This window comes from Frankia sp. CcMO1 (assembly GCF_977945845.1).
Genome location: NZ_CDWTMG010000120.1, coordinates 4163 through 14289 on the forward strand (window position 1 = coordinate 4163; position 10127 = coordinate 14289).

Annotated in this window: 14 protein-coding genes; 8 read left to right on the plus strand and 6 right to left on the minus strand. The window is 71.0% G+C overall.

What is annotated here, in order from left to right; genetic code table 11:
* The coding region (gene pucL, locus AC08OU_RS14895; protein WP_476605151.1) for a factor-independent urate hydroxylase at positions 1–841 on the plus strand (841 nt) is incomplete at its 5' end.
* A 19-nt stretch (positions 842–860) separates the two neighbouring features.
* Here pucL and AC08OU_RS14900 read toward each other — a convergent pair.
* Positions 861–1727, minus strand: a complete 867-nt coding sequence (locus AC08OU_RS14900) for an SAM hydrolase/SAM-dependent halogenase family protein (RefSeq protein WP_476600537.1) — start codon at positions 1725–1727, stop codon at positions 861–863.
* A gap of 15 nt (positions 1728–1742) precedes the next feature.
* Positions 1743–2165, minus strand: coding sequence for a DUF3099 domain-containing protein (locus AC08OU_RS14905; RefSeq protein ID WP_476600550.1), 423 nt, complete (start codon positions 2163–2165; stop codon positions 1743–1745).
* A 555-nt stretch (positions 2166–2720) separates the two neighbouring features.
* Between AC08OU_RS14905 and AC08OU_RS14910 the strand changes: the two genes are divergently transcribed.
* The 4 genes from AC08OU_RS14910 to AC08OU_RS14925 are packed head-to-tail and all read left to right on the plus strand — an operon-like array spanning position 2721 to position 6822.
* Positions 2721–3977 carry a glycosyltransferase family 4 protein gene (locus AC08OU_RS14910; RefSeq protein ID WP_462188563.1) on the plus strand — a complete coding sequence of 419 codons (1257 nt, stop codon included), beginning with the start codon at positions 2721–2723 and terminating at the stop codon, positions 3975–3977.
* Positions 3974–5158, plus strand: coding sequence for a glycosyltransferase (locus tag AC08OU_RS14915; protein ID WP_476600552.1), 1185 nt, complete (start codon positions 3974–3976; stop codon positions 5156–5158). Before AC08OU_RS14910 ends, AC08OU_RS14915 begins: the two co-directional genes overlap by 4 nt.
* 27 nt (positions 5159–5185) lie before the next feature.
* The gene (locus tag AC08OU_RS14920; RefSeq protein ID WP_476600539.1) at positions 5186–5998 is read left to right on the plus strand and encodes an SGNH/GDSL hydrolase family protein; all 813 of its coding nucleotides are present in this window, start codon (positions 5186–5188) and stop codon (positions 5996–5998) included.
* An 11-nt stretch (positions 5999–6009) separates the two neighbouring features.
* Positions 6010–6822 carry a hypothetical protein gene (locus AC08OU_RS14925; protein ID WP_476605152.1) on the plus strand — a complete coding sequence of 271 codons (813 nt, stop codon included), beginning with the start codon at positions 6010–6012 and terminating at the stop codon, positions 6820–6822.
* Positions 6823–6873: 51 nt separating this feature from the next.
* On the opposite strand, the gene AC08OU_RS14930 is transcribed toward AC08OU_RS14925, so the two are convergent.
* The 4 genes from AC08OU_RS14930 to AC08OU_RS14945 all read right to left on the minus strand — a co-directional run bounded on the left by AC08OU_RS14930 (position 6874) and on the right by AC08OU_RS14945 (position 9315).
* Positions 6874–7389: a DUF3090 domain-containing protein gene (locus AC08OU_RS14930; protein WP_462188560.1), complete on the minus strand. Its 516-nt coding sequence runs from the start codon at positions 7387–7389 to the stop codon at positions 6874–6876.
* A 180-nt stretch (positions 7390–7569) separates the two neighbouring features.
* Complete coding sequence (locus AC08OU_RS14935; protein ID WP_476600544.1) at positions 7570–8622, minus strand: ferrochelatase; 1053 nt, start codon at positions 8620–8622, stop codon at positions 7570–7572.
* A complete protein-coding gene (locus tag AC08OU_RS14940) occupies positions 8619–8909 on the minus strand; it encodes a hypothetical protein (protein ID WP_476600546.1) in 291 nt (96 codons plus the stop codon). The genes AC08OU_RS14935 and AC08OU_RS14940 overlap by 4 nt, the downstream gene beginning before the upstream one ends.
* Positions 8910–9189: 280 nt before the next feature.
* Positions 9190–9315, minus strand: a complete 126-nt coding sequence (locus tag AC08OU_RS14945; protein ID WP_462188557.1) for a hypothetical protein — start codon at positions 9313–9315, stop codon at positions 9190–9192.
* Positions 9316–9335: 20 nt separating this feature from the next.
* Here AC08OU_RS14945 and AC08OU_RS14950 point away from each other — a divergent pair, with 20 nt between their 5' ends.
* From AC08OU_RS14950 to AC08OU_RS14960, 3 genes are read left to right on the plus strand one after another with little or no spacing between them, the layout of a single operon-like run.
* On the plus strand, positions 9336–9632 hold the full coding sequence (locus tag AC08OU_RS14950; protein WP_462188556.1) for a hypothetical protein: 297 nt from the start codon (positions 9336–9338) through the stop codon (positions 9630–9632).
* Positions 9623–9886, plus strand: a complete 264-nt coding sequence (locus AC08OU_RS14955) for a type II toxin-antitoxin system VapC family toxin (RefSeq protein WP_476605153.1) — start codon at positions 9623–9625, stop codon at positions 9884–9886. Before AC08OU_RS14950 ends, AC08OU_RS14955 begins: the two co-directional genes overlap by 10 nt.
* A gap of 39 nt (positions 9887–9925) precedes the next feature.
* Positions 9926–10120, plus strand: a complete 195-nt coding sequence (locus tag AC08OU_RS14960; protein ID WP_476605154.1) for a hypothetical protein — start codon at positions 9926–9928, stop codon at positions 10118–10120.
* Positions 10121–10127 lie beyond the last annotated feature (7 nt).

Sequence of the window (10127 nt, forward strand, 5' to 3'; positions counted from 1 at the left end):
CCCCGTAGCGCGGAACGGACCGGTGCACCAGATCACCGATCTGAACGTCTCCACTGCGCTTCGTGGTGACTTCGCCGCCGCGCACCTGTCCGGCGACAATGCGCACGTGCTCACCACGGACACGCAGAAAAACACCGTCTACGCCTTCGCCCGCGAGCACGGAATCGGCCAGATCGAGGATTTCGCGATCCGGCTGGGTCACCATTTCGTCGGATCCCTCCCGTGGATCGACGGCGCCCGGATAGAAATCGAGCAGTACCGGTGGGACCGCATCCCGGTGGACGGAGTGCCGCACGACCATGCCTTCAGCAGGTCGGCTGGGGAGAAAAGGACGACGGTCGTCACCCTCGACCGTGACACGGCCTTCGTCGTGTCCGGACTCGCCGGGCTGGTCCTGCTGAAGTCGACCAGCTCGGAATTCTCGGGGTTTCTCCGCGACCGGTACACCACGCTGCCCGAGACGACAGACCGCATCCTGGCGACAGAGGTCACCGCCCGCTGGCGCTACGCCCGGCCAGACCTCGGCTTCGAACGACTGTTCGACGGGATACGGACGGCTCTGGTCAGCACCTTCGCGAGCCTCCACAGCCTGGCTCTGCAACAGACCCTGTACCGGATGGGCGAGGCGGCACTGACCGCGCACGCCGACGTCGCCGAAATCCGCCTGTCAATGCCGAACAAACACCACTTCCTGGTTGATCTAGAACCGTTCGGGCTCGATAATCCCAACACGATCTACTACGCCGCGGACCGGCCGTACGGCAAGATCGAGGGAACGGTCCTGCGCGATGACGCTCCCGACCCGGGGCCGAGCTGGCTGACCTTCCCGGGATTCTGCTGACCGGTGCTGACCGGTGCCGTCACCCGACGGGCGGTGGGCGCCCCGGACGCCTGTCCCAGCGGCGCAGCGTAAGGCGGTCGCCGGGCATAAGCGTGAGGGCATGCGCGGCGTCACCGTCGCGCACGGCGAGGGCCGCCATCCCCGCCGAGTCGACGTAGAGCACCGCCTCCCCCGGGCCGACGGAACCGAAGGTGACCCCTACCGCCAGTTCAACCATCGGGCCCGCGGCCGCGGGCGGCCCGGCCGCCTGCTCGGCCCCGGTCGAGCGGTCCCGCCGGAGCGGTCGCAGCACCGCCCGACCCGGCGGGCGCAGCCCGGCCGCGCCGAGCAGCGCGCCGGAGGCCGCGAGCTGGACGTTGCCGAACGTGTCAACGAGGACCACCTCGGTCTCCACGGTGCCATCCGGGCGTAGCCGAGCCAGGGCCGCCCGCGGACGGACCAGGGTCGCCGGCTCCACCGGCTCACCGACCTCCTGGAGCGGCGTCCCACGCGCCAGGGCGGCAGCCACCGGGGCGAAGACCTCCCGGCCGTGGAACGTCGCGGGGGTTCCGGGCCGCACCGCCAGCGTGACCGCGGCCTCGATCCCCCCCAACCGCTCGGCCGCGGAGATCAGCAGGCCGTTGTCGGGCCCGACCAGGTGACCGCCGACCGCGCGCAGTGCCAGGGCCCGGCGCGACGTGCCCACCCCGGCGAGGTGCACCCCCCGAGGCAGGGAACCCACCGTCTGGGCGAGCACGGCCGCCCCCCGCCGCACGTCCCCCGGCGGCACCAGGTGGGTCACGTCGATGATCCGGGCGTCCGGCACCGTCTGCAGGATCACCCCGTGGCAGGCTGCAACAAAGCCGTCGGCGAGTCCGTAGTCAGTGGTGAAGCTGATGCACCTCACCGGCTCAACCTGACGTCAACCCGACGGCCCGGAGACGGGCGCCTCGCCGAGCCCGCTGCCGTCCCGGCCCGGTGGGTCCGGATGGCCGTGCACCCAGCCCTCGTCATCCACCCAGCCCTCGCTGTCGACCACCCGGTGGGGATCGGCCTCCAGGGCCGGCGGCTCGCCCGCCGCCGGCTGGCCCGGATCGTAGCTGGCGGACCGGTCGCGTTCGGGCGCCGGACCGCCATTGGCGATGACCACCGCGACCCACGGAATGATCACGGCCATCGCGACAGCGACAAACCGCAGCCAGCCGTGGAAGGCGACCACGGCGAGCACGAAGCAGAGCATCCGGAACATCATCGAGAGGAGGTAACGCACCTCCCGCCGATGGATGTCCGACTGCCGCGACCGGGCCGCGGACGTGATCAGGACCGTGTCCTGCCGCCTGAACATCACGCGTACACCTCGATGGCTCTCACTCCCCGACCGGCGCGCCGCCCCGCGCCTCCAAATATCCTCCTCACCGGCGCCCTGGGAAAATGCTGGCGGCCGGCGTGCGACGGTGCGGACCAGGAACCATGGCGCCCGCCGGGCGCCGTGTCGAACGACACCATGTCGGATAGCATCATGTTGCACTATGTCGTGTGACATAATGTCAAGTAACACTATGGTAGATAGCACTATGTCAAGTGGCACTATGGAGTCGAAATGAAATAACTTGCGCGTTTCGAACCCTCCACAGGCCTGTAACCTGCGATGATGCTCTCGATCACGTATTTGTTACTTCATTACGTCCCCTATGTCAGATGACATCGTGTCGAATAACACTATGTCGGGTGACGCTGTGTTAGATGGCGCCAGGTTGGACGGGAATCCGGCCCGGATCCGCCGACCGGATGAACAGCCGGTCGTGTACACCCGTACGGTGCACCAAGCTGTGCCAGAACGTTCATGTAACGGTCGGCTGGCCGTCTGCGGCACGGCTCCATACCCTGCCACGGTGCTCGTGTGCGCATAGCGGTGATCACCGAGTCGTTCCTCCCCCATGTCGACGGGGTGACGAACACGGTCTGTCGAGTGCTGGAACACCTGCGGGACCGGCAGCACGAGGCGATGGTCATCGCGCCGGCTCCGGCGCCCGCCGCCCGACGCGCGGCGGCGCGCAGCCACGCCGGCGCACCGGTGCTGTGGGCGCCGTCGGCTCCCCTACCGGGTTACCCGGCGTTTCGCTTCGCAGTCCCGTGGCCCGGGCTTCCCGCCGCCTTACGGGAGTTCGACCCGGACATCGTCCATCTGGCGGCGCCCGCCGGCCTCGGGGCGCAGGCGGTGTTCGCGGCGCGGCGGCTCGGCATACCGAGCATCGCCGTCTACCAGACGGACATCGCCGCGTTCGCCGCCCGCTACGGGCTGGCCACCGCGGAACGCACGATCTGGCATTGGCTGGCCATCGTACACCGGCTCGCGGCCCGGACCCTCGCGCCGTCCTGGGATGCCGTCGACACCCTCCTGAGCCAGGGCGTGCAACGGGTCGCCCGCTGGAGTCGAGGGGTGGACCTCGAACGCTTCCACCCGGCGCACCGGGACGACGAACTGCGCCGCAGCCTCGCTCCGAACGGCGAGGTCCTGGTCGGCTACGTCGGCCGGCTGGCCCGGGAGAAGCGGGTGGAGCTGCTCGGAGCGGTGTCCGACATCCCGAACACCCGGCTCGTCGTCGTCGGTGACGGCCCCTCCCGCCCCACCCTCGCCCGGTCGATGCCGAACGCGGCGTTCCTCGGATTCCGCGCCGGGCAGGAGCTCTCGGCTGCGGTCGCGAGTCTCGACGTCTTCGTCCACACCGGCATCCACGAGACATTCTGCCAGGCGGCGCAGGAGGCCAAGGCGAGCGGGGTACCGGTGGTCGCCCCCGCGGCGGGCGGGCTGCTAGACGTTGTCGAGCACGGCCGCACCGGGCTGCACTACACTCCCGGCGACCCCGCGGCCCTGCGGGCGCAGGTCGCGGCCCTGGCCGACGACCTCCCTCGCCGGGTGGCGATGGGTGCGGCGGCCCGGGAGTCGGTCGTGGGATGCGGGTGGAGCGCAGTCGGCGACGAGCTGCTCGGCCACTACCGTGACGTGCTCGGCACCGGCGGCGGGGCCGGCCGCTTCGGCCGCCTCAGGCACCCCGGCCCGGTCATTGAGGGACGGAGCGGACGGCGGGGCGGACGACGGGACGGATGGGACGCACGCGAGCGGCCCGGGACGAGAAACGACGGGTGGTCAGCATGAAGATCGTGCAGGCGGCAAACTTCGTCGCGCCGGCCTCCGGCGGCATCCGGACGACACTGCGCCACCTCGCCGCCGGCTACACCGCGGCGGGCCACGAGGTCGTCCAGATCATTCCGGGCGAGCAGGACGCCGAACTGGTCCAGCCGGATGCCCGCGTGTTCCAACTACGCGCCCCCCGGCTACCCGGAACCGGTTACCGGATCATCACCGAGCCGTGGCGCGTCACCGACCTGCTCGACCGGGAACGGCCCGACCGGCTCGAGGTCCACGACCGGGCGACCCTGCGTCCACTAGCCCGATGGGCCCGCCGTCGCGGGGTGCCGTCGCTGGTCGTCAGCCACGAGCGGCTCGACCGCCTGCTCGGCACCTGGACACCCGCACCGCTGCGGGGAGTCCTGCCGGTCTCGACAGCCGCGGACCGGGCGAACGCTTCGCTCGCGGCCGCCTTCGACTCCGTCGTGGCGACGACGGCCTGGGCGGCGGCGGAGTTCGTCCGCATCGGCGCCGGCAACCTGCGCCACGTTCCGCTCGGCGTCGAGCTCGACCGTTTCTCCTCCGCTCACCACGACCTGACCCTGCGACGCGCCTTCGCCCGTGACCAGGAGGCGCTGCTGGTAGTGGCCAGCCGGCTGGCACCGGAGAAGCGGGTCGACCTCGCCGTGGACGCGGCAGCCGAACTCGTCCGCCGCCGGGTGCCGGCGCGCCTGGTGATCGCCGGTGACGGGGCCCATCGGGGCCGGCTGGAACGGCACGCGGCCGGGCTGCCGGTAACCTTCCTCGGGTTCGTGGCCGACCGGGAACGGCTCGCCGGCCTGCTGGCGACCGCCGACCTCGCGCTCGCCCCCGGCCCGGTGGAGACCTTCGGGCTGACCGCCCTGGAGGCGCTCGCCAGCGGCACCCCGGCAGTGGTGCACCACGCCAGTGCGCTCGCAGAACTGATCGTCCCGGGAGTAGGCGTGATCGCCGCGGGCAGCGGATTCACGTTCGCCGACGCCGTCGTGGACCTGCTGTCCGCCTCGCCGGCGCAGGTCCACGCGCGCCGGGTCGCGGCCCGGGCCCGCGCGGAGCAGTTCCCCTGGTCGACCACGGTCGCGGGCTTCCTCGCCTGCCACGACTCGCCCGGTCCGGCCGCCCCGGGCACGGCCTTCCCGCAGCCACCGGCGCCGCCGCTCGCGGCCTGACTCGCGGCCTGAAAGGCGGGCAGAGCCATGGACTCCCGTACCGGATCCCGACGGTTCGTCGCGCTGGGCGACAGCATCACGGTCGGCCTCGGCGACGGCGTGACGATGGGACGCGAACACCGCCGCTCCGCGACGGGAGGACGGGGCTTCGCCGCCCGGCTCGCCGCGTGCCTGGGCCCGGCCGGCGCCGTGGAATTCACCAATCTGGCCACCACGGGAGCGACCACGCACGACGTGCGTACCCGTCAGCTTCCCGTCGCCCTGTCGCTAGGCCCCCAGATCGCCAGCGTGATCGCCGGCATGAACGACGTGCTGAAACCGACGTTCGATCCGCTGCGGTTACGTCAGGACCTGGTCTGGACGGTGGGCCGTCTGCGGGCTGACGGAGTCGTCGTGCTCACCGCGACCATGCCCGATCCCAGCCGGCTGCTCCCGGTGCCGGCGCCGTTCGGCCGGATCCTGAGCGAACGGGTCGAACGGCTCAACGCGGCGGTCCATGCCGCGGCCCGGACGGACCCCGGGGTGTTGATGGTCGACCTCGGCGGGCACCCTGCGGTGCGCAGCCGGTCCAGCTTCGACGTGGACCGGATCCACCCGGGGCCACGCGGCCACCGCCTGATCGCGCAGGCGTTCGCCCATCGTCTGTCGCACGCCGGGGTAGCACTCGTGGGTCTGCCGGACGGACCCGATCATGAGGAACCGGCTCCAGGAATCATCGAGCATTCCTACTGGCTGCTGAGCGTGGGCCTGCCCTGGCTGGCCGGGCGGTGCCTGCCCAGAGGCGACAAATGGCGCTATCACCCGGAAAAAGGTCTGGTACGGCCTCCTCGGCGAGCCTGAAGGCTCCTCGATTGCCTACGGTAGGCAATGTGCTTCCCGCCCTGTCAGCGTCGCCCCGGTCCGGAGTCCTCACCGGATGGGGCAATGCGTGGCTTGCCGGGCTCGTCGGGCTCGACGACGTCATCACCCAGATGCACCGCGCGCTCGGCGGCGAGGCGGCGCCGCACACCCTCGGCGACGAGCCGCTCGTGCTGGGCCTGGGAGCCCTGCGTTCGGCCGGAGCGCAACGGCTCCGGCTGGTCCTGCCCGCCCCCGGGGACGCCACCGGCCTGCCCGGCCCGGCGGAGGTGAACAGGGACGCGATCACCGCCGGGGAGGCGATCATCGTAATCGGCCCGAACCCACCGCTGGTGCTCGTTCCCGGGGTCGTCGTGCACGGGCCGGCCCTGGAGGGGCGGCTGGAGTCGGTGCACTGGCGGGTGCTCGTCGCGTCCCGCGTGCCACCGCCCGGAGCCGGCCTGCGCGCCGCGGAACACGACCTCAGCAACGCGATCCGCACCACGACGGCCGCGCTCATCGACCTCGACATCGCAAGCGCTCGCCCCGAGGTGCTCGCCCTGCTGCGCGACCGCGGGGAGGAGGAGCCGGGCCCGGGGCTGGGCCCGGGTCATCCACCGGGGGCGCACGCCCTGCTGGCCCGGGCGGAGCGGTTGTCGGCCCTGCTCGACCTCGCTGCCCGGGACGACGGTGCCGCGGTGACCGCGAGCGAGATCGCCCGCAGGTCCGCGGCGCTGCGCAACCTTTCCGCGGCAGTGCGTCGCGCCTATGCAGCAGCCTACGATGCCTTCGACCCGACGTACGCCCCTGTGCCGCCCTCGAACTGACGATCTGACGATCGCCGGCTGCCCGCCCCGGCCGGCCCCGGCCGGCTCCGATCAGTTCAGCCGAGGGCAGAAGTGCCCGGCCGGATCGTCCGGGCGGCCGCACAGGACGCACGGTGGACGCCCGGCGGCAACGATCGTGCGGGCTCGTTCGATGAAGGCACGGGCCTGTTTGATCGACAGTCCCACCCGCAACGAGTCGAGCTCGTCCTCGCTCTCGGGGAGCCGGAACTCCCCGGGGGACAGCCCGGCCGCCTCGACGAAGACCCGGTGGCCGTCCCAGGACACCGTGAGCTGGCCCAGATGGAAGTCCTCCTCGAACGGGGCATCCAGCGGGGCAAGATCGATCTCGACGTCCGAAGCGGTCGGAAGCACGATGCCCTGGGTCTGGCCCACCTGGCCTAGCAACGCGGTCAGCCCCTCCGCCAGGGCGGTGACCTCGGTCTTCTCCAGACCGACCGTCACGACCTGACCACGCCCGGCAGCCTGCAGGAAGAAGATCCGGTCACCCGGCTGGCCGACGGTTCCCACCACGAACCTTTCCGGGGATTCGAACACGTAGCGCCGCATATCTCCGATCGCTCCGTTACCTTGACTCGCTTCGTCGTTCGGTCCTGATCGCTTCGTTCCCCATCAGTATCGGTTCCCCATCAGCCTCGGCTCACCATCAGTATGGCCGCCTCGCCATGCGGTCCGCCCTCCCCCACCCTCCTGGCTTCAGGACCACCCCGGATTCGGGTCCGCGGGGGTTCAGGTCCGCGGCGGCCCGAAGGGCTCGCAGCAGTGCGCGGGGCAGTCCGCCGGCCAGGGCCCGAGGCCGGTCAGCGACCGTCGGGCGCCGCCGGGACGACGCAGCTCCTCGATCAGTTCTCCCACCATCGAGACGAACCGCGGATCCACCCCGACGGTGCCCGCCCGCGTCGCCGGCAGGCCCAGCTTCCGCGCCCGTTCCAGGGCCCCCACGTCGAGGTCATAGCGGACCTCCATGTGATCGCTGACGAATCCCAGCGGAATGATCACGGTACTGGCGGCCCCCGCCGCGGCCAGCCGCGCGAGCCGATCGCGCACGTCCGGCTCGAGCCACGGCACGTCCGGCGACCCACTGCGGCTACAGAAGGCCAGGTCGAAGGGATGACGCACGCCGGTGATGCGTTCGATCCCCTCGGTGATCACCGCTGCGGTAGCCCGCAACTGGTGAGCGTAGGCGCCCTCGCCACGCCCGCTGGCGCGGGCCTGCGCGAGGGGGAGCGAATGCGCGGTGAAGATCAGATGGGCATCGGGACGCACCTTCGCCGGCAGGTCGGCCAGCGCCGCGACGCCGCGGTCCACCATCGGCTCCACGAACCCCGGATGGTCGAAGAACAGCCGCAGCTTCACCAGCTCGGGCGCACGGTCCCCCACCGCGGCGGCGGCCGCCGCGAGGTCCTCCCGGTACTGCCGGCATCCCGAGTAGGACGAGAAAGCCGAGGTGACGAAGCACGCGGCACGCCGGATGCCGTCGGCGGCCATCTGGGCGACCGTGTCGGTCAGATAGGGCGCCCAGTTCCGGTTCCCCCAGTAGACCGGCAGCCCGGGCAGCTCCGCACGCAACGCGGCGACCAGCGCCCGGTTCTGCTCGTTGAGGGGGCTACGCCCACCGAACAGGTGGTACTGCTCGGCGACGACCGCCAGCCGGGAGGCGGGGATGTCCCGGCCCCTGGTCACGTTGCGGAGGAACGGCAACACGTCGCCGGGCCCCTCGGGACCCCCGAACGAGACGAGCAGCAGAGCGTCCACGTCCCCCGGTGCCCCGGCCCCGCTCATCTCGGCACGCTGCCGGCGATCTCCGCCGGATAGTTCGGGAAGTAGCGGGTGATCTCGGACAGCTCGAAGGTGGGCAGGATGGACCCGGCCGGTTCCCGCGCGAGCAGGAACGCGAACGACGCGCGGACCAACGCGATCAGGCCCGGCACATCGTCGGGCGAGAGCCCCACCGCCGCGAGCACCTTGTCATCGACCTGCACCCGGTAGTTGAAGGAGAGCCCGCGGACTCCCGGAGACGTCTCCTCCGCGACCTCGACATCGAAGTCGCGGCCGCCGTATGGTTCCACCCGAATCACGCCCACCGACCCACCCCCTCGCGGTTGCGCCGACCGCACCGCCGCAGCCGCCTCAACTGCTGAGCCACCTCAGCTGACAGGGATGGCGCGCCCTTGGTTTCGATCAGCCAGCGGCGTGGCGGCACGGCGACGCCGCGCCACCTACGATATCCGTTAAGGCGCGCCGGATGCGTCGTCGGCGGGCAAGAAGATCGCCCGGACCGACCTCCGCGCGGCAGCCGGGGCGGGCACCGGCCCACCCGGGCACCATCGCGGGCGATCCAGTCGATGATCAGACGGCCAGGTGAGCCTTCATGGCGCGGGCCCGCTCGCCGAGCTCGGGCATTCCCACGACCGTGACCCCGGCCGCGCCGAGCAGTTCGTACTCGACCGCGACCCGACTTTGACCAGCCTGCATTCTGCAGTCACAATGCAGGCATGCCAATTGCAGTCACCGTACGCGACGCACCGGAAGACGTACGTGACACGCTCGCGCAGTACGCTCGCCAGCAAGGCCAGTCACTGCAGGCGTTCCTACTCGGAGTACTCACCCGACAGGCCCGGTATGCCCGAAACCAGCAGGTCCTCGCTGCTGTGGAAGACGAACTCGCGGCGGGCGGCGGCGCCGGCGTGGATGCTCCAGCCGCCGCCGACGTGCTGGCAGCCGCCCGCGCCATGCACGTCGAGGCGACATCAACGGACGAGCCAGGAGCGCACGGTTCCGGATGGTCGTAGTGGACGCTTCCGTGCTCGCCAACGCCCTCGTCTACGCCGACGACCGAGGGCGACGGGACCGCTCGATCCTGAGCGCCGACCCAGAGTGGGCGGCTCCCGAGCACTGGAAGATCGAGCTGTTCTCGGTCATGCGCGGGCTCGCTCTCGGCAACAAGATCAGCGATGGCCAGGCGCAGGCCACGATCAACCGGATTCCCCAGCTTGGCGTCGACCACGTTCCCGTCGAACAGCTCCTAGGAGTCGAAATGAAATAACTTGCGCGTTTCGAACCCTCCACAGGCCTGTGACCTGCGATGATGCTCTCGATCACGTATTTGTTACTTCATTACGTCCCCCTACCCCGCATGTGGCAGCTCCGCGCCAGCATCAGCGGCTACGACGCCGCCTACGTCGCGCTCGCGGAATCCCGAGCCATCACTCTCGTCACCTCCGACGCCCGACTCGCCCGCACCGCCACCCGCTACTGCACCATCCGCCTCGTCGAATAGGCGCGTG

Bases quoted from the DNA above. Each gene is read 5' to 3' on its own strand.
- AC08OU_RS14945 (WP_462188557.1), bottom strand. From the start codon at position 9,315: ATGCAGGCTGGTCAAAGTCGGGTCGCGGTCGAGTACGAACTGCTCGGC.
- AC08OU_RS14955 (WP_476605153.1), top strand. From the start codon at position 9,623: ATGGTCGTAGTGGACGCTTCCGTGCTCGCCAACGCCCTCGTCTACGCC.
- AC08OU_RS14950 (WP_462188556.1), top strand. From the start codon at position 9,336: ATGCCAATTGCAGTCACCGTACGCGACGCACCGGAAGACGTACGTGAC.
- AC08OU_RS14920 (WP_476600539.1), top strand. From the start codon at position 5,186: ATGGACTCCCGTACCGGATCCCGACGGTTCGTCGCGCTGGGCGACAGC.
- AC08OU_RS14915 (WP_476600552.1), top strand. From the start codon at position 3,974: ATGAAGATCGTGCAGGCGGCAAACTTCGTCGCGCCGGCCTCCGGCGGC.
- AC08OU_RS14905 (WP_476600550.1), bottom strand. From the start codon at position 2,165: ATGTTCAGGCGGCAGGACACGGTCCTGATCACGTCCGCGGCCCGGTCG.
- AC08OU_RS14935 (WP_476600544.1), bottom strand. From the start codon at position 8,622: ATGAGCGGGGCCGGGGCACCGGGGGACGTGGACGCTCTGCTGCTCGTC.
- AC08OU_RS14960 (WP_476605154.1), top strand. From the start codon at position 9,926: ATGATGCTCTCGATCACGTATTTGTTACTTCATTACGTCCCCCTACCC.
- AC08OU_RS14930 (WP_462188560.1), bottom strand. From the start codon at position 7,389: ATGCGGCGCTACGTGTTCGAATCCCCGGAAAGGTTCGTGGTGGGAACC.